The organism is Streptomyces sp. Ru71 (assembly GCF_002920535.1).
GTDB lineage: Bacteria > Actinomycetota > Actinomycetes > Streptomycetales > Streptomycetaceae > Streptomyces.
The window spans coordinates 75423-93409 of sequence record NZ_PQSS01000018.1; the positions used below are offsets into that span (position 1 = coordinate 75423).

14 protein-coding genes, 1 pseudogene and 1 riboswitch are annotated in these 17987 nt (G+C 73.2%); of the genes and pseudogenes, 6 read left to right on the forward strand and 9 right to left on the reverse strand.

The window, feature by feature from the left end:
* The first annotated feature begins 19 nt into the window (after positions 1-19).
* Complete coding sequence (locus C3489_RS14090; RefSeq protein ID WP_103782133.1) at positions 20-1723, forward strand: SpoIIE family protein phosphatase; 1704 nt, start codon at positions 20-22, stop codon at positions 1721-1723.
* 80 nt (positions 1724-1803) lie between these two features.
* Here the strand turns inward: C3489_RS14090 and C3489_RS14095 are convergent.
* A pseudogene (locus C3489_RS14095) lies at positions 1804-3254 on the reverse strand (glycine hydroxymethyltransferase).
* 34 nt (positions 3255-3288) lie between these two features.
* A riboswitch (ZMP/ZTP riboswitch) is annotated at positions 3289-3398 on the reverse strand.
* Between the two features lie 131 nt (positions 3399-3529).
* On the opposite strand from C3489_RS14095, the gene C3489_RS14100 reads away from it, so the two are divergent.
* On the forward strand, positions 3530-4843 hold the full coding sequence (locus tag C3489_RS14100) for a sensor histidine kinase (protein ID WP_181139666.1): 1314 nt from the start codon (positions 3530-3532) through the stop codon (positions 4841-4843).
* A gap of 13 nt (positions 4844-4856) precedes the next feature.
* On the opposite strand, the gene C3489_RS14105 is transcribed toward C3489_RS14100, so the two are convergent.
* A complete protein-coding gene (locus C3489_RS14105) occupies positions 4857-6041 on the reverse strand; it encodes a glutathionylspermidine synthase family protein (RefSeq protein ID WP_103782135.1) in 1185 nt (394 codons plus the stop codon).
* Between the two features lie 15 nt (positions 6042-6056).
* Positions 6057-6407 (reverse strand): hypothetical protein, encoded by a 351-nt coding sequence (locus C3489_RS14110; protein ID WP_103782136.1) that lies wholly within the window; start codon positions 6405-6407, stop codon positions 6057-6059.
* A 139-nt stretch (positions 6408-6546) separates the two neighbouring features.
* Between C3489_RS14110 and C3489_RS14115 the strand changes: the two genes are divergently transcribed.
* The gene (locus C3489_RS14115; RefSeq protein WP_103782137.1) at positions 6547-7380 is read left to right on the forward strand and encodes a DMT family transporter; all 834 of its coding nucleotides are present in this window, start codon (positions 6547-6549) and stop codon (positions 7378-7380) included.
* Between the two features lie 45 nt (positions 7381-7425).
* Here the strand turns inward: C3489_RS14115 and C3489_RS14120 are convergent, their stop codons facing one another.
* A complete protein-coding gene (locus tag C3489_RS14120; RefSeq protein ID WP_258054692.1) occupies positions 7426-8883 on the reverse strand; it encodes an endonuclease/exonuclease/phosphatase family protein in 1458 nt (485 codons plus the stop codon).
* A 273-nt stretch (positions 8884-9156) separates the two neighbouring features.
* Positions 9157-10542: a PLP-dependent aminotransferase family protein gene (locus C3489_RS14125; protein ID WP_103782139.1), complete on the reverse strand. Its 1386-nt coding sequence runs from the start codon at positions 10540-10542 to the stop codon at positions 9157-9159.
* Positions 10543-10589: 47 nt separating this feature from the next.
* On the opposite strand from C3489_RS14125, the gene C3489_RS14130 reads away from it, so the two are divergent.
* From C3489_RS14130 to C3489_RS14140, 3 genes are read left to right on the forward strand one after another with little or no spacing between them, the layout of a single operon-like run.
* Positions 10590-11084 carry a carboxymuconolactone decarboxylase family protein gene (locus tag C3489_RS14130; protein WP_103782140.1) on the forward strand — a complete coding sequence of 165 codons (495 nt, stop codon included), beginning with the start codon at positions 10590-10592 and terminating at the stop codon, positions 11082-11084.
* On the forward strand, positions 11081-11527 hold the full coding sequence (locus tag C3489_RS14135) for a carboxymuconolactone decarboxylase family protein (RefSeq protein WP_103782141.1): 447 nt from the start codon (positions 11081-11083) through the stop codon (positions 11525-11527). Before C3489_RS14130 ends, C3489_RS14135 begins: the two co-directional genes overlap by 4 nt.
* Complete coding sequence (locus tag C3489_RS14140) at positions 11521-12237, forward strand: isocitrate lyase/phosphoenolpyruvate mutase family protein (protein WP_374936742.1); 717 nt, start codon at positions 11521-11523, stop codon at positions 12235-12237. The genes C3489_RS14135 and C3489_RS14140 overlap by 7 nt, the downstream gene beginning before the upstream one ends.
* A gap of 3 nt (positions 12238-12240) precedes the next feature.
* Here the strand turns inward: C3489_RS14140 and C3489_RS14145 are convergent, their stop codons facing one another.
* Genes C3489_RS14145 through C3489_RS14160 form a run of 4 tightly spaced genes read right to left on the reverse strand, consistent with a single transcriptional unit; the run spans position 12241 to position 17969 of the window.
* The gene (locus tag C3489_RS14145) at positions 12241-13197 is read right to left on the reverse strand and encodes an ABC transporter substrate-binding protein (protein WP_103782142.1); all 957 of its coding nucleotides are present in this window, start codon (positions 13195-13197) and stop codon (positions 12241-12243) included.
* Between the two features lies 1 nt (position 13198).
* Entirely contained in the window at positions 13199-15133 is a 1935-nt protein-coding gene (locus C3489_RS14150) for a proline/glycine betaine ABC transporter permease (protein WP_103782143.1), read from the reverse strand.
* Positions 15133-16431, reverse strand: coding sequence for a glycine betaine/L-proline ABC transporter ATP-binding protein (locus C3489_RS14155; protein ID WP_103782144.1), 1299 nt, complete (start codon positions 16429-16431; stop codon positions 15133-15135). The genes C3489_RS14150 and C3489_RS14155 overlap by 1 nt, the downstream gene beginning before the upstream one ends.
* Positions 16428-17969, reverse strand: a complete 1542-nt coding sequence (locus C3489_RS14160) for a GMC family oxidoreductase (protein ID WP_103782145.1) — start codon at positions 17967-17969, stop codon at positions 16428-16430. Before C3489_RS14160 ends, C3489_RS14155 begins: the two co-directional genes overlap by 4 nt.
* Between the last annotated feature and the right edge of the window lie 18 nt (positions 17970-17987).

The following is a 17987-nucleotide window of genomic DNA, read 5'->3' on the forward strand; positions in this document are numbered from 1 at the left end:
CCAGTGACGGGAGGCGGGCATGACGACGGGCGCGGGCGGTTCCCACGAAGCGGTTGCCAAGGCCCTCGACGCCCTCGACACGGGCGCCTTTCTGGCGGACGAGCAGGGCGCGATCATCGCCGTCAACGCGCGCGGCGCACAGCTCCTCGCCCGGACCGCCGCGGGCCTGGTCGGTCAGGACGCCCATGACCTGCTGCACCGCAACAGCTGCGGCGAGCCCGTGCCGAGAGCGCAGTGCCGGATCCGGCAGAGCATCCTCGGCAGACACACCGACCAGGGCCACGACGAGTGGTTCGAGCGCGGCGACGGCACGCTGCTGCCGGTGGCGTGGATGGCCACACCCTGCGACATCGGTCTGCGCCCGCCGGTCACCCTCGTCCTCTTCCACTCCGTGGGGCACTCCGGCCGTCCGTCCCAGCGGCCCCCGGCCAGCGGCCGGCTCACCGAGCTGGAACGGCTCACGCTGCTCGCCGAGACGACCACCCTGCTGACCTCCACCCTGGACATCCAGGAGGCGCTGCGCCGCCTGATCCACCTGGTGGTGCCACGGCTGGCCGACTGGGCCGTCATCGACCTGATCGGCGTGCGGGACGAGGTGTCGCGGTTCGCCGTCGCCCATGCCGAGGGAGGCACCGTGGTCTTCCGGGAGGACCTGCAAGGGCCCATGCCGCCCGTACCGCAGGCGTCCCGGATGCCGCTGTCCCGCGCGCTGCGCGGCGTCGCGTCCTCCTTCGCCGGCCCCGAGACCTACCAGGGGCCGCCCGACTCCGGGATCGCGGTGGAGCAGCGGCGGCTGTTCGAGGCGACCGGCATGCACTCGGCGATCGTGGTCCCGCTGCGCAGCCTGCACGGGGTACTGGGTGCCCTCACCCTCGGCCGCGCCGACCAGCCCGAGCGGTTCGCGACGGCCGACACCACACTGCTGGAGGACATCGCCCGCCGCGCCAGCCTCGCCCTGGAGAACGCCCGCCTCTACCAGCGGCAGCGCAAGGTCGCCGAGACCATGCAGCGCCATCTCCTGCCGAAGCTCCCCCGCACGCCGGGCAAGACGATGACCGCCCGCTACCTGCCCGCGCCGGTCGGCTCCGAGGTCGGTGGCGACTGGTACGACGCGTTCACCTTGAAGGACGGTGCCATCGCTCTCGCGATCGGCGACGTGGTGGGGCACGACCTGGACGCGGCGGCGGGCATGTCGCAGCTGCGCAACATGCTGCGCGCGTACGCCCTGTCCCAGCGGCGGCCGCCGAGCAAGATCGTGGAGTGGCTGGACCAGGCGACCCGGGACATCGCGGAGGTGTCGATGGCCACGCTGGTCTTCGCCCGCATGATCCGCACCGACGCCGGCCTGTGCGAGCTGTCCTGGACCAACGCCGGTCACCCGCCGCCGCTGGTGATCAGCAGCGACGGCGTGGCCCGCTTTCTGACCGACGGCCACGGCGTGCTGCTGGGCGTCGCGCCCGAGCAGCCCCGCCCCGACGCGACGGTGGAGCTGCCGCCGGGAGCGACGCTCGTGCTGTACACCGACGGCCTGATCGAGTCGCCCGGCCACTCCCTGGACGAGGGCCTGGAGCGGCTGCGCCGGCATGCCGCGTCCCTCGCCCACCGGCCGCTGGAGTCCTTCACGGACGAGCTGCTGGCCCGGTCCCGCCCCCGGGACAACGACGACGACGTGGCCCTGCTCGCGGTACGCAACGCCCCCGAAACGAGCACATTCCTCGGCTGAGCCGCGCCGGGCCCGGACGGCGTGCGCCGCGGCCGGCCCCCGGGAGCGGGAGCCGGCCGCGGCGAACGGATCGGCCGGGATCAGCCGAGGTCGATCTCCGGGTACAGCGGGAAGCCCGCGACCAGGTCCGTGGCCCGGCGGGAGATCTCGTCGGAGATCTTCGCGTCGAGGACGTGGGCCGCCTTGGACGGGGCGCCGGACTTGGTCGTGCCGGGCTCGGTGGCCGTCAGGACGCGGTCGATCAGGCCCGCGACCTCGTCCATCTCGGCGGTGCCGAGGCCGCGCGTGGTCAGCGCGGGGGTGCCGATGCGGATGCCGGAGGTGTACCAGGCGCCGTTCGGGTCGGCCGGGATGGCGTTGCGGTTGGTGACGATGCCCGAGTCGAGCAGGGCCTGCTCGGCCTGGCGGCCGGTGAGGCCGTAGGAGGTGGCGACGTCGATCAGGTTGAGGTGGTTGTCGGTGCCGCCGGTGACCAGCGTGGCGCCGCGCCGCATCAGGCCCTCGGCGAGCGCGCGGGAGTTGTCGACGATGCGCTGGGCGTAGTCCTGGAAGGCCGGCTGCCGGGCCTCGGCGAGGGCCACCGCCTTGGCCGCCATGACGTGCGGGAGCGGGCCGCCGAGGACCATCGGGCAGCCGCGGTCGACCTGGTCCTTGAGGGAGTCGTCGCACAGCACCATGCCGCCGCGCGGGCCGCGCAGGGACTTGTGGGTGGTGGTCGTGACGATCTGGGCGTGCGGGACCGGGTCGAAGTCGCCGGTGAGGACCTTGCCGGCGACCAGGCCCGCGAAGTGGGCCATGTCGACCATCAGGGTCGCGCCGACCTCGTCGGCGATCTCGCGCATGATCCGGAAGTTCACCAGCCGGGGGTACGCCGAGTAGCCGGCGACGATGATCAGCGGCTTGAACTCGCGGGCCTGGGCGCGCAGGGCCTCGTAGTCGATCAGGCCGGTGGCCGGGTCGGTGCCGTAGGAGCGCTGGTCGAACATCTTGCCGGAGATGTTCGGGCGGAAGCCGTGGGTGAGGTGGCCGCCGGCGTCCAGGGACATGCCGAGCATGCGCTGGTTGCCGAAGGCCTGGCGCAGCTCGGCCCAGTCGGCGTCGGTGAGGTCGTTGACCTGGCGGACGCCGGTCTTCTCCAGGAAGGGCGCCTCTACGCGGTCGGCGAGGACGGCCCAGAAGGCGACCAGGTTGGCGTCGATGCCGGAGTGCGGCTGGACGTAGGCGTGCCGGGCGCCGAAGAGTTCGCGGGCGTGCTCGGCGGCGAGGGACTCGACGGTGTCGACGTTGCGGCAGCCGGCGTAGAAGCGGCGGCCGACGGTGCCCTCGGCGTACTTGTCGCTGAACCAGTTGCCCATGGCCAGCAGGGTGCCGGGGAGGCGTAGTTCTCGGAGGCGATCAGCTTGAGCATCTCGCGCTGGTCGGCGACCTCCTGGCGGATGGCGTCGGCGACCCGCGGCTCGACGGCGCGGATCACGTCGAGGGCGGCGCGGTAGGCGGTGGACTCGGTGGAGAGGGGACCGTTGTCGGCCATCGGGGACCTCCGGACGTGGTGGGTACGGCGTTCACGGTTCGGCCCAGGCGCACGGCACAGCTTTCGCGGGGGCCGCTCCCCGATGGTCCATCCCATCCAGGGGTCCTGCCGTCAGGACCCAGCGCGCCAGTCACGGCCCGCTGATCAGCCTACCCGGCGACGGCGCCCGGGCGGTCCCCGGTCCAGGATGCGGGCGGCGGGGGCGTGGTGGCCGACGGCTCGTTCTGCACCGCTCGTCGGCCTCGGCGGGCGGCCGCTGGCCTAGCATGCGTCGGATGACGAGCAGCCCGACCGTCCGTCGTACGGCCGTGGACGCGGCGCTGGCCGTCGGCGTGGCCGTGACCGCCTGTGTGGCGGGCCGCCAGTACCATCCGGCGGGCTGGGCGCCCTTCGACGCGCGGGCGTATCTCCTCGCCTGCCTCGCCGCGGCCCCGCTGAGCGCGCGGCGGCTGGCACCGGTGTGGACACTGCTGGCCAGCAACGCGGCCTACGCCGTCTACCTGGCCCTCGGCTACCAGCCCACCGTCGGCTGGTGGACCCCGGCCATCGCCCTGCTCAGCCTGGCCGCGCAGCGCCCCCTGCGGCAGGCCGTGCCGGGCACGCTGGTGACGGCGGCCGGCATCCTCTACAGCGGTCTCGCGGCGCACCTCGCGTTCTCCCTCGCCCTCGCGCAGGCCCTGCTGGTTCCGCCGGTGGCCCTCTATCTGGGGCACACCCAGCGCCGGCTGGCGCAGCGCGGCGAGGAACTGAAGCGGCTCGCCGCGAAACTGGCCCGGGAGCAGGAGGAGCGCGCCCGGCGTGCCGTGCTGGACGAGCGGCTGCACATCGCCCGGGAACTGCACGACGTCGTCGCCCACCACATGTCCGTCATCACCCTGCAGGCGGGACTGGCCGGATACGTCTTCGACAACGACCCGCCGACCGCCCGCCAGGCCCTGGCCACGATCGGCACGGCGGGCCGCGAGGCGCTCGACGACCTGCGCCGGATGCTGACGGTGCTGCGCGCCGAGCCCGATGAACCGGGGGCGGACGCGAAGGAGCCCGGCGCGACCGGGCCGGCCCCGGAGGACTACGGCGCACTCGGCCCGGCCCCGGAGGACCCCGGCCCACCTGGCCCGGCCCCGGAGGACCCCGGCGCGACCGGTGGCGGCGGTGGTTCCCTCGTCCCGGCCCAGGCCGGCTCCCTTCCCCGGCTGGAGCGGGTCGGTGAGCTCGCCCGGCGTATGTCCACCGCCGGCATGACCGTGGACGTGGTCACCGAGGGCACGCCCCGGCGGCTGCCGCCCGGGCTGGAACTGTGCGCCTACCGGGTGGTGCAGGAGGCCCTGACCAACGCGGCCAAGCACACCGTGGCCGCCCGGGTCGGCGTCCGGCTGGCGTATCTGCCCGAGCGGCTGGACATCGTCGTACGGGACGACGGCGGACGGGGAAAACCGGCCGATCCGGCCACGGGCTCCGGCCACGGCTTGATCGGCATGCAGGAACGCGTGCGGATCTGCGGCGGCAGGCTGTCCGCGGGAGCGCTGCCCGAGGGCGGGTTCGAGGTCCGGCTCACCCTGCCGACCGGCGCCGCGCTGTCGGCGGGGTAGCGCGGGCTCCGGGTCAGAGGATCACGTGGGGCAGGAAGCGGGCGTACTCGTCGGTGATCAGGCCGGCCGACTCGCGGATGCCGAGGCCGGCCGCCTCGCCCTCGACGACCCAGGTGCCGAGCACGACGTGGTTGCCGTCGAAGGCGGGCAGCGGGGCGAGCTGCTGGTAGCAGCAGGGCTCGTCGCGCGGGACGGGCGCGCTGCCCGGCTCGTGGACCGTGACGCCGTCGCCCTCGCGGCCCAGCAGCGGCTTGGCGACCCAGCCGGGTCCGGCGGCCAGCTCGCGCGGACCGTCCAGGTAGGCCGGGAGCAGGTTGGGGTGGCCGGGGTAGAGCTCCCACAGGATCGCCAGCAGCGCCTTGTTGCTCAGCAGCATCTTCCAGGCGGGCTCGATCCACAGGGTGGAGCCGGTGCCGCCGCCGTTGTCGAGGGTGTCCAGGACGTGGCCGGCGAAGCGGTCCGTGGTGAGCCACTCCCAGGGGTAGAGCTTGAAGCAGCTGCGGATGAAGCGGAGCTGGTTGTCGACGAAGCGGCCGGACAGCGGGTCGAAGCCGATCTCCTCCATGGAGATCCAGTCGGTGTCCAGGCCGGCCTGCTCGGCGGTCTCCTTAAGGTAGGCGACCGTCATCAGGTCCTCGCCGAGTTCGTCGGCGGAGGAGTGCGCGAAGTACAGGGGGCTGCCGGGCGGCAGCAGCCCGGCCTGCTTGCGCCAGGCCTCGACGAGGCGTTCGTGCAGGGAGTTCCACTGGTCGGCGCCGGGGAAGCGGTCCTGCATCCAGAACCACTGCGGGGACGCGGCCTCCACCAGGGAGGTCGGCGTGTCGGCGTTGTACTCCAGCAGCTTGGCGGGCCCCGTGCCGTCGTAGCGCAGGTCGAACCGGCCGTAGACGGAAGGGAGTTCGGCGCGGCGGTGCCAGGCCTCGGTGACCGCCTGCGCGAGGCGCGGCTCGGTGATGCCGAGGTCGGCGAGGCGGTCTTCGCGGACGATGTGGTCGGCGGCGGCCAGGCACATGCGGTGGAGTTCCTCGACGGTCTCCTCCAGCGCCTCGACCTCCTCCAGGGAGAAGACGTAGTAGGCGCTCTCGTCCCAGTAGGGGCGCAGGGAGTCGTCGGGGTAGCGGGTGAGCGGGTAAATCAGGCCCTGAGCCTCGACGGTCTGCTGCCAGCCGGGGCGGGGTGCGAGGGTACGGCGTTCCATGGCGTCGTCGTCCGCTCAGCCGCCGCCGCTGCCGTGGCCGCCGCCGAAGCCGCCGCGGTCGACGCCGCCGCCGTGGCTGCCGCCGCCGGAACCGCCGCCTCCCTTGCGGGGCTTGGTGAAGGAGCCGCCGTCGACCCAGCCGCCCTTCTTCTTGCCGCCGTAGTACCAGGAGCCGTTGACGGAGGTCTTGGCGGACTTGCAGTTCTTGTCCGAGACGACCTTGTAGCCCTTGGTGAGGTTGTAGCTGTCGCGGTCCACGCAGCGCTTGTCCGGGTCCGAGGAGCAGGCGGTCAGGGCGGCGGCGAGCAGTCCCATCCCGCCGAGGACCACCGTGCCGGAGCGCAGTTGTCGCCGTGCGTCGGCCATGTCGTTCCCCCGTTGGTGCGGTTGTTCCCCGTCGAAGGGGTGTCCGGTTTCCGGTTGTCAGCCTAGAGATCGGTGCGAGCGGCCGTACAGACGCCCCCGTCGCCCGCCCCTGACCTAGAGTCGCTTCGTGCTCTTTGGAATGGTGTGCGCCCTTGGTGCCGCGGTCTGCTTCGGTACGGCGACGGTGCTCCAGGCGATGGCGGCGCGCGCGGCCGCCGCCCACGGCCCGGGCGGCGACGCGGCGCTGCTGCTGCGGGCCCTGCGGCAGTGGCGGTATCTCGCCGGGCTCGCACTGGACGGGCTCGGCTTCCTGCTGCAGATCGCCGCGCTGCGCTCGATCCCGATCTACGCGGTCGGCGCGGCCCTCGCCGCGTCGCTGGCGGTGACGGCGGTGGCCGCGTCCCGGCTGCTGCGGACCCGGCTGAGCGGGGTGGAGTGGGCCGCGGTGGGCGTGGTGTGCGCCGGCCTGGCGATGCTGGGGCTGGCCTCGGGCACGGAGGGCGAGAGCAGCGGGCCCGCGGGGCTGGACTGGTGGATGCTCGCCACGGCCGGGGCGGTGCTGCTGCTGGGCGCGGTGGGCGGGAGGCTGCCCGAGCGGGCGCGGGCGCTGGTGCTGGGGCTCGGCGCGGGCTTCGGTTTCGGGGTGGTGGAGGTGGCGGTCCGGCTGATCGACTCCCTCGACCCCTACGACCTGCTGCGGGACCCGGCGGCGTACGCGCTGCTGCTCGGCGGTGGCGCCGCGTTCCTGCTGCTGACGTCCGCGTTGCAGCGGGGTTCGGTGACCACGAGCACCGCCGGCATGGTGATCGGGGAGACGGTCGGCCCGGCCCTGATCGGCGTCGTCTGGCTGGGCGACCGCACCCGGGAGGGGCTGGCCTGGCTGGCCGTGCTGGGCTTCGCGGTGGCGGTGGCCGGTGCGCTGGCCCTGGCCCGCTTCGGGGAGGCGCCTCAGGCCGTCCCGGAGGAGGCCTGACGGCGCACCGGGAGTGCCGGTGCGCCGTCGAGGGGTGAGACGGGGTCAGGGCAGGAGGGTCGTCGAGCGCAGGGCGTGGTGGTCGGAGCCCCAGGTGCCGGCGGAGACCGCGCAGGCGGTGTGTCCGGCGCCGAAGATGTAGTCGATCTTCGAGTTGCCCGTGGTGTTCTGGCCGTCCCGGGCGCTGCCGGCGTCCTGCAGCTGGGCGCACTCGCGGTAGTCGTCGTACACCGGGGTGAGGACCTGGCTGCCGTCCCAGCCGCGGGCCGGCGGGTTGACGTTCAGGTCGCCGCCGAACACCACGCGGTACCCGGCGGTGCGGGCCCGGGCCTCGTCGCCGGTCAGCTCGTCGCGCTGGTAGCCGTGGTAGGACCAGTCGGGGTCGTCCCAGCCGGTGCCGCCCGTGCTGAAGTGGGCGCCGCAGTACATCACGGCCTTGGAGGTGACGGCCGCGCACAGGGCGGCGCGCTGTTCGGCGCCGGCCGGGGACTTCAGGATGTGCGCGCGGTACCAGGTGTTCTCGTCCGGCACCGCGACGCTGACGCCGTAGGCGCCGCGGTCGCCGTAGCCGGTGGCGTCGGCGCATTCCTTCTGCGCGAGCACGGCGGCTCCGCCGGCGGTGGTGACGTTGTAGTAGATGGGCGCGAACCGGACGTCCCAGCCGGTGCCGGTGCGGTTCTCCAGGGCCGTCTCGATGGACGGGGCGAACTTCTCGCAGGACTCTTCGAGGAAGAGGGCGTCGGGCGTGTAGCCGGGGCCGGCGTCGTCGAGCTGGCCGATGACCTGGCCGGCCATGTGGTCGGGCGTGGAGAGGTAGTTGGCGCAGCCGTTGTTGGCGTCGCCGCACAGATTCCAGGTCATGACGTTCGCGGAGGCCGGCGAGGGCGCGGCGGGGGCCGGCGGGGTGCCCCACTGTGCCGTGTCGTCGCCGACGGCCCCGACGTGGTTGTTGTCATCGGTGACGGCGACCAGCCGGAACTTCTCCCAGGAGCCGACCGAGGCCGAGGCCGTCCGGGCGCGCAGCACCCCGTAGTCGGGGTCGGTGGGGGCGTAGCCGAGTTCGGCGGCGACGTACAACTTGGCGACCTCGGAGTACAGCTTGTAGTAGGCGCCGTACTGGTCGCTTCCGGCGTACGTCAGCTGCAGCTCCTCCCAGGAGCCGATGTGGTCGCCCTGGGCGCGGAGTTTGTCGGTGTTGTTGCGGTCGGTGCTGACGAACAGCCCGTTGCCCTCGTTGCGCAGGCTGATGTGCGCGCCCTTGTCGTCGGTGTGCAGCGTGAACCGCTCCCAGGAGCCGACGGTGGCCGAGCGGGCCCGCAGCTTGGCGTACTCGCCGCCGGTGCTGCTGAGCTGGGCGGAGACGAACTTGTCGTTGCCCACGCTCTTCAGGGCCCACTTCTGCCCCGCGGACTTGGCGAGCGCCGGCGGATCGGCGGCGGCACTCGCCGGCGCGGACCACTGCAGCTGGGTCCAGATGGTCAGGCTGAACAGCACTGCCAGCACTGCCCCGAGTCTTCGCATGAACGTCCCTCTTGAATGAAGTCGGCATACTCGCGCCGGTGTTCGACACGCGAGGCGGAGACAGTACCGGACGGAACGATCACGCACCGGGCGGCGGGGCATGGGCGCCGCACGTACTCCAGGACCTCGTGCAGCAGCGCGGCGGTCACCCCCTCCCCCGTCACCTTCTCTCGGCGGTCCAAGACGACGACATCCCACCCGTCGTCATGCATGACGAAGGACACGACCGGCCTGAACAGAATTGAGCCCGGTACCTCACGGCATGGCCCGGCACAGCGCTTCCAGGGTGCGGGGCCAGGCGTGGTCCGATGGGGTGCCGTAGCCGACGACCAGGGCGTCGACGGGGTCGGCCGTGGAGTTCGGGTGGCGGTAGAAGCTCAGGCCCGTGACGGCCAGGCCCTGCCAGGCCGCGGCCTGGACCACCGCCTGCTCGGTGCCCGGCGGCAGCCGCAGCACCGCGTGCAGGCCGGCCGCGATGCCCGTGACGTGGACGTGCGGTGCCCGGGCGGCCAGCGCGGCGACCAGGGCGTCACGGCGACGCCGGTAGCGCAGCCGGGCGGCGCGCACATGACGGTCGTAGGCGCCGCTGGTGAGGAACTCGGCCAGGGTCAGCTGGTCGAGGACGCCGACGGGGCGGGCGCCGCCGTACTCCAGGGCCTCCGGGAGCAGTGACTCGGGCAGCACCACCCAGCCCAGGCGCAGTCCGGGCGCGAGGGACTTGCTGGCGGTGCCCAGGTAGACGACGTGGTCGGGGTCGAGGTCCTGGAGCGCGCCGACGGGCTGGCGGTCGTAGCGGAACTCGCCGTCGTAGTCGTCCTCCAGGATCAGCCCGCCGGTGCGCCGCGCCCACTCCACGGCGGCGGCCCGGCGCTCGGGCGGCAGCGCGCCGCCGAGCGGGAACTGGTGGGTGGGGTTCAGCAGCACCGCGCCGGCCCGGCCGAGCGCGTCGATGCGGGGGCCGGCGTCGTCGTGCGGCAGCGGGCTGGTGGCCAGGCCGGTGCGGTGCACCAGGTCCCAGTGGACGTCGAGGCCGTACGACTCGACGGCGAGGGTGCGTCGGCCTCGGCCGTGGAGGACCTCGGCGAGCAGTTTCAGGCCGTGCGCGAAGCCGTTGCAGACGACGATGCGGTCGGGGTCGGTGCGCACCCCGCGGGCGCGGGCCAGATAGCCGGCGAGCGCGGTGCGCAGTTCGATGCGGCCGCGCGGGTCGCCGTAGCCGAGGACGTCGTCCGGGGCGGCGGCCAGGGCGCGGCGGGCCGCCTTGAGCCACTCGGCGCGCGGGAAGGTGGTGAGGTCGGGGACGCCCGGCATGAGGCTGTGGACCGGGCGGCCGGGCTCGCGCGGCGGCGGCGCCGGGCGCTGCGGCGGCCGTGCCACCGCGCCGTCGGCGACCCGGGTGCCGGAGCCCTGCCGGGCGGTGAGCCAGCCCTCGGCGACCAGGTCGGCGTAGGCGTCGGCGACGGTGTTGCGGGCGATCCCGAGGTCGGCGGCCAGCGAGCGGGAGGACGGCAGCCGGGTGCCGGGGGCGAGGCGTCCGCCGCGCACCGCCTCGCGCAGCGCGTCCGTCAGCCCGCGGCGCACGCCCGGACCGGACGGTTCCAGGTGCAGGTCGATGCCGAAAGTGGCCCAGGGTTTCGCCATGGGAATGGACCATACCCCTGGGCTGCTTCGCCCCTAGAGTCAAGGGCATGACCTCAGAGAACGTCGCTTACGCCCCCGAGACCCCGGCCCGCCTGGACTGGTCGCAGCACGCGCCCGAGGTGTACAAGGCGATGGTCCGCCTCGACGTGGCCGCCCGGAAGGGCCTCGACCCGAAGCTGGCCGAGCTGGTGAAGATCCGCGTCTCGCAGCTCAACCACTGCGCCTTCTGCCTCGACATGCACACCAAGGACGCCCTCGCCGCCGGGGAGAGCGTGGAGCGGATCATCCAGCTCAGCGCCTGGGAGGAGTCCCGGCACTTCTACACCGAGAAGGAGCTGGCGGCGCTGGAGCTGACCGATGCGGTGACCGTCCTGACCGACGGTTTCGTGCCGGACGAGGTGTACGAGCGGGCCGCCAAGGAGTTCGAGGAGGCGGAGCTGGCGCAGCTGATCGCCTCGATCACGGTGATCAACGCGTGGAACCGGTTCGGCGTGACCTGCCGGATGACCCCGGGCCACTACACCCCGGGACAGTACAAGTGACGGCGCGCACCACCCTGCTGGACGCGGGGGTGCGCGAGGCGATGCAGCGGCTGAGCGCCGCCGCCAAGCAGGGGCTCGGCGACCCCGCGCTCGCCGAGCTGGTCATGATCCGCGCCTCGCAGATCAACCAGTGCGCGTTCTGCCTCGACATGCATCTGACGATCGCCCGCAAGAACGGCGAGTCGGACGAGCGCATCCAGCTGCTGAACGCCTGGCGGGAGGCCGGCGACCGCTACAGCGCCCGCGAGCGGGCGGCGCTGGAGCTGACGGAGGCGGTCACCGTCCTCACCGACGGTTTCGTGCCGGACGCCGTGTACGAGGGTGCCGCCGCGCACTTCGACGAGCGTGAACTGGCCCATCTCATCGGCCTGATCACGGTCATCAACAGCTGGAACCGGCTGATGGTCAGCCGCCGTGTCCCGCCGGGAGGCCCCGCATGGTGACCAAGGCCGAGACGTTCCGCGCCCTGCACCTGCGCCGCTCCCCCGGCGACCCGCTGGTGCTGCCGGGCCCGTGGGACGCGGCCAGTGCCCGCGTCTTCGCCGACGCCGGCTTTCCCGCGCTCGCCACCCCGAGCGCCGGGGTGGCCGCCTCCCTCGGGTACGCCGACGGACAGACCCCGGCCGACGAGATGTTCGCGGCCGTCGCCCGGATCGCGCGGGCCGTGGACGTACCGGTGTCGGCGGACGTCGAGGGCGGTTACGGGCTCGCCCCGAAGGAGCTGGTGGAACGGCTGCTGGAGGCGGGCGCCGTGGGCTGCAACCTGGAGGACTCCACGGACGGCCGGCTCAAGGACCCGCACGAGCACGCCGAGTTCCTCGCCGAGGTGCGGGCCGCCGCCGGGGACCGGCTCTTCCTCAACGCCCGCATCGACACCTTCGTGCGCGGCGACGGCGACCCCGAACGGGCCATCGAGCGGGCCGCGGCGTACGTGGCGGCCGGTGCCGACTGCGTGTACCCGATCCTCGCCCCCGTCGGCGTGCTGCCGCTGCTGCGGGCCGGGATCGAGGGGCCGCTCAACATGCTCGCCAAGGCCGGCGAAGGCCCCACGCCCGCCGAGCTGGGCGAGCGCGGGGCCACCCGGATCACCTTCGGGCCGGGGCTGCAGCGCCGGGCCACAAAGGCCCTTGAGGAGATCGCCAAGGCGATCTGACGGTCAGGACAGCCACGCCTTCCAGGTGGACTCGTGGCTGTCCACCCACTTCTTCGCCGCCTGCTCCGGGGTGAGCTTCTGCTCGGCGATCATCAGGGAGACCTCGTTCTGGTCCTCCGTCGTCCAGCGGAACTTCTTCAGGAAGGCCGCCGCCTTGCCGCCGCGCTGCGCGAAACCGGTGTTGAGGTACTTCTGCAGCGGGGTGTGCGGGTAGGCGCAGGCGACCTTCGCCGCGTCCGCGTCGCAGCCGTCCTTGTACGGCGGCAGCTTCACCTCGGTCATCGGCACCTTCTCGAACAGCCACTGGGGTGCGTACCAGTAGGTCAGGAAGGGCTTCTTCTCCTTGGCGAACTGCTTGATCTGGGTGATCTGCGCCGCCTCGGAGCCGGCGAACACGACCTGGTAGTCCAGCTTCAGGTTGTTCACCAGCGCCTTGTCGTTGGTGACGTAGGACGGGGAGCCGTCCATCAGCTGGCCCTTGCCGCCGCTCTCGGCGGTGCGGAACAGCGAGGCGTACTTGTTCAGGTTGCGCCAGTCGGTGATGTCCGGGTGCTGCTTGGCGAGGTACGTCGGCACGAACCAGCCGATGTGGCCGGTGACGCCGAGTCCGCCGCCCGCGGTGATGGTGTGCTTGTCGTCGACGTACCGCTTCTCCTGGTCGGGGTGGCCCCAGTCCTCCAGGATCGCGTCGACCCGGCCCTGGCTGAGCGCGTCCCAGGCGGGCACCTCGTCGACCTGGACGGTGTCGACGCGGTAGCCGAGCTTGTGCTCCAGCAGGTACTGGGCGACGGCCACGTTGGACTGCGCGCCCACCCAGGACTGCACGGACAGGGTGACGGTCTTCGCGCCCCGGGCGTTCGCGAACGGCGACGCCTGCTTGGTCATGTCGGCGGCGCCGCAGCCCGTGAGGAGCAGCAGCGAGCCGGCCGCCGCTACGGCGGCTGCGTTGCGGATACGCATGTCAGGCTCCCTTCCCCGCGCGGCGGGCGGTCGGCTGGGTCACCCGGTCGAGCATCAGGCCCAGGCAGACGATCGCCAGGCCGGCGACCAGGCCGGTGGCGAGGTCGCCCTGGGCGAGCCCGAAGACGACGCTGTAGCCGAGGGCGCCGCTGCCGACCAGGCCGCCGATGATGACGACGGCGAGGACGAGCACCACGCCCTGGTTGAGCGCGAGCAGCAACGCGGGCCGGGCGAGCGGCAGCTGCACCTGGCGCAGCTGCTGGCCCGGGGTCGCGCCGAGCGAGCGGGCCGACTCCAGCGCGGCCGGGTCGACCTGGCGCAGGCCCTGCGTGGTGATGCGGACGACGGCCGGCAGCGCGTAGACGACGGCGGCGGCGACGGCCGGGGCGCGGCCGACGCCGAACAGGGCGACGACCGGGATCAGGTACACGAACTGCGGCATCGTCTGGAAGACGTCCAGCACCGGGCGCAGCAGCTTCTCGAAGCGGTCGCTGCGGGCGGCGGCGATGCCGGTGGCGAAGCCGACGACGAGAGTGACCGCTACGGCCGCCAGCACCTGCGACAGCGTGTCCATCGACGGCTTCCACACGCCGAGCACGCCGATCGCGGCCATGGCGAGGGTCGCGGTGAGCGCGGTGCGCCAGGTGCCGATCAGCCAGGCCAGCGCGGCGACGATCAGCAGCACCGACCACCACGGCAGCCACAGCAGCGTGGCGCGGACCGGGTCGAGCACCCAGGTGGTGAAGTGCCCGGCCCACTCGGCGGTGCCGCCGACCACGGGCACGCCGGAGTACAGGTGGGAGGTCATCCAGTCGACGACCCGGTTGACCGGCTCGGCGATGGACACCGTCCAGCCCGACGGCCACTCCAGGCCGCCGGCCGCGCGGCCCGCGAGGGCGACGGCGACCACGGCGGCGAGCGCGCCCACGGCGAGGGAGCGCCGCAGCTTCGGCACGCCCGCGCCGGCCGCGCCGGTCACCCGGTCCAGGACGACGGCGAGCAGCACGATCGGGATGCCGGCCGCGAGCGCGGCGCCCACGTCGACGGAGGCGAGCGCCTGGTAGACGCGGTCGCCGAGGCCGCCGGCGCCGATCACGGAGGCGATGACGGCCATGGACAGCGCCATCATGATCGTCTGGTTGAGGCCGAGCAGGAGTTCCTTGCGGGCCAGCGGGATGCGCGCGGTCAGCAGCCGCTGCCGGGCACTCGCGCCGAGCGAGTCGACCGCCTCCAGCACCTCCTTGTCCGCGCCGCGCAGACCGAGCGCGGTCAGCCGGGCCATGGGCGGGGCGGCGTAGACGACGGTGGCGAGGACGGCCGCGGGGACGCCGATGCCGAAGACCAGCACGACGGGGAGCAGGTAGGCGAACGCGGGCAGCACCTGCATGGTGTCCAGCACCGGGCGCAGCGCCCGGTCCAGGCGGTCCGACAGCCCGGCGGCCAGGCCGAGCGCCGCTCCGACCAGTACGGACGCGACGACGGCCACGACCATCAGGGCGAGCGTCTGCATGGTCGGCACCCACATGCCGAGCAGGCCGCAGGCGAGGAACGCGGCGGCGGTGCCCAGGGCGAGCCGGACTCCGGCGGCCCGCCAGGCGACGAGTGCGCCGAGCGCGGTGACGCCGGCCCAGCCGAGGGCGAGGAGCAGCAGGTAGACGGCGCGTACGGAGACGACGACGGCGTTGCTGATGTGGCCGAAGAAGTACAGGAACAGGGGGTGGCTGTCGCGGTGGTCGATGATCCAGTCGCTGGTGCTGGTGAGCGGCTGGGTGAGGTCGACGGTGAGCGCGCTCGGCCAGGTGGTGCCGGGCCAGTGGCTCGCCGCCAGGGGTACGAGGACGGCGGCGAGGGCGGCCAGGACGGCCAGCTTGCGGGTGGCCGGGTGCTTGAGCAGGGCCGGGGTGGTCTTGGAGGGCGTCGCGGTGAGCGTGGCCATCAGGCGCCCTCCGCCTCGGCGGCCGGGGGCGGGGACGCTTGCCGGCGCTCGCCGGGTGCCGCAGCGCCCACCCTTCCCCAAGCACCTCCGACAGGCTCCGGTGCAGGGGGGACCGCCACCGCCCCAGCGGCACGACTGCCCGCTGCTGGGGAGGGATCGGCGGCGGTGTCCGCTGCTGCCGCGGCATCGGTGGCGGGCGGTGCCGTCGCAGCGGCGCTGCTGCCCGCTGCTACGGGGGAATCGGTGCCTGCGACCACGTTGAGGAGGGTGTCCGCGTCCACGACGCCCACGCAGCGGCCCTCGTCCACCACCCGGGCCGGTTCGCCTGCGCGGGCCACCGCCTCGATCGCCTCCGAGACCGTGGCGTCCGGGCGGACGGCCGGGCCGGTGCCGGCCTCCTCGGCGGACGCCGGGCGCATGGCCCTGCGGACCGTCACGACCTGCTCGCGCGGGACGTCGCGGACGAACTCGCGGACGTAGTCGTCGGCCGGGGCGGAGACGATCTCCTCGGGCGTGCCGAGCTGGACGACCCGGCCGTCGCGCATCAGGGCGATGCGGTCGCCGAGCTTGAGGGCCTCGCTGAGGTCGTGCGTGATGAAGACCATCGTGCGGCCCTCCTCGCGGTGCAGCCGCACGACCTCCTCCTGCATGTCGCGCCGGATCAGCGGGTCGAGCGCGCTGAACGGCTCGTCGAAGAGCAGGACTTCGGGGTCGACCGCCAGGGCCCGGGCGAGGCCCACGCGCTGGCGCTGGCCGCCGGACAGCTGGCCGGGGCGGCGGTGCTCCATGCCCTCCAGGCCGACCTTGGCGACGACCTCGGCGGCCCGCTCGCGCCGCTCGGACCTGCCGAGGCCCTGGATCTCCAGGCCGTAGGCCACGTTGTCGAGGACGGTGCGGTGCGGGAGCAGGCCGAAGTGCTGGAAGACCATCGCGGCGCGGTGCCGGCGCAGTTCGCGCAGCCGGGAGCGGTCCATGGCGCGCACGTCCTCGCCGTCGATGGCGATGGTCCCGGCGGTGGGCTCGATGAGCCGCGTCAGGCACCGCACCAGGGTGGACTTGCCGGAGCCGGACAGGCCCATGACGACGAAGACCTCGCCCTTGCGGACGTCGAAGGACACGTCCCGCACGGCGGCGGTGCAGCCGGTGCGGGCGCGCAGCTCGGCGGCGTCCAGCGCGGCCAGCTCCGGGTCGGCCGGGACGCGGTCGGCCTTGGGGCCGAAGACCTTCCACAGGCCGTCGACGGAGAAGACCGGCGCGTCGGTGGTGGGCGGCTTACGGGTGGGGACGGTGAGAGTCATCGGGCGTCACCTCCGATCAGGTCGACGGCCTTCTCCCCGACCATGAGCACCCCGATCATCGGGTTGACGGCGGTCATGGTCGGGAAGACGGACGCGTCGGCGATGCGAATGCCGTCCAGGCCGCGGATGCGCAGCTCCGGGTCCACGACGGCGAGTTCGTCGTCGGCGGCGCCCATCTTGCAGGTGCCGGCCGGGTGGTAGACGGTGTGCGCGACCTTGCGGGCGTACTCGCTCAGCTCGGCGTCGCCCAGCACCTCCGGGCCGGGGCACACCTCGCGCTTGAGCCAGCCCGCCAGCGGCTCGGTCTGCGCGATCCTACGGGCGATGCGGATGCCGTCGACGAGCGTGCGGGCGTCGTAGTCGTCCTCGTCGGTGAAGTAGCGGAAGTCCAGGGCGGGCTTGACCGACGGGTCCGCGCTGGTCAGGTACAGGCGGCCGCGGGACTTCGGCTTGGGGATGTTGGGGGTCATCGACACCCCGAACTCCGGCCGCCGGTAGCCCAGTCGCTCCGGGTTGTCCGTGAACGGGATCTGGTAGAAGTGGAACATCAGGTCCGGGCCCGCGTGGTCCGGGTCGCGGCGCACGAACAGACCGGCGTCGGAGTCCATCGCCGAGTTCTCCGGGATGGGCCCGTGGGTCTCCCACACGATCACCGACTCGGGGTGGTCGAGCAGGTTCTCACCGACACCCGGCAGGTCCTGGACGACGGGGATGCCGAGCGCCTCAAGGTCCTTGCGGGGGCCGATGCCGGAGTGCAGCAGCAGCCGGGGCGAGTCGACGGCGCCCGCGCACAGCACGACCTCGCCCCGGGCCCGTATCAGCAGCTCCTCGCCGTCCTTGGTGCGCACGTGCACGCCCTCGGCCCGGCCGTCGGTGATCTCCAGCTTGTACGCCCAGGTCTCCAGCAGGATCGTCAGGTTGGGCCGGTCGTCCATCACCGGGTGCAGATAGGCCACGGAGGCGCTGGAGCGCTTGTTGTTCTCCGGGTGGTAGGCGAGGTCGAAGAAGCCGACGCCCTCGGTGAACGGCTTGCGGTTGAAGCCCTCGACGCGGGGCACCCCGAGCGCGGACTGCGCCGCGTCGACGAAGTCGCGGGCGATGGCGTTGCGGTCCTTCTCGTCGACCGAGACGATGTTGTTCAGCAGCCGGGCGTAGTACGCCTCCATCGGCACCGCGCCCCAGCCCTTGGCGCCGGCCGCCTCCCACTCGTCCCAGTCGGACGGCAGCGGCTTGAAGGAGATGAGCGTGTTGTGCGAGGAGCAGCCGCCGAGCACGCGGGCGCGGCTGTGCCGGATGTGGGAGTTGCCGCGGGGCTGCTCCACCGTCGGGTAGTCGTAGTCGAGTTCGCCGCCGAGCAGGCCCATCCAGCGGCGCAGGGTGAGGACGTCGTCGCGGCCGACGTCGCTGGGGCCGCCCTCGATGACGGCGACGGTGGTGTCGGGGTTCTCGGTGAGCCGGGAGGCGATGACGGAGCCGGCGGTGCCGCCTCCGACGACGACATAGTCGTAGACGTGCTCGTGGGGGGTGTTCTCGGGCATGGGGGTGCTACTCCAGGG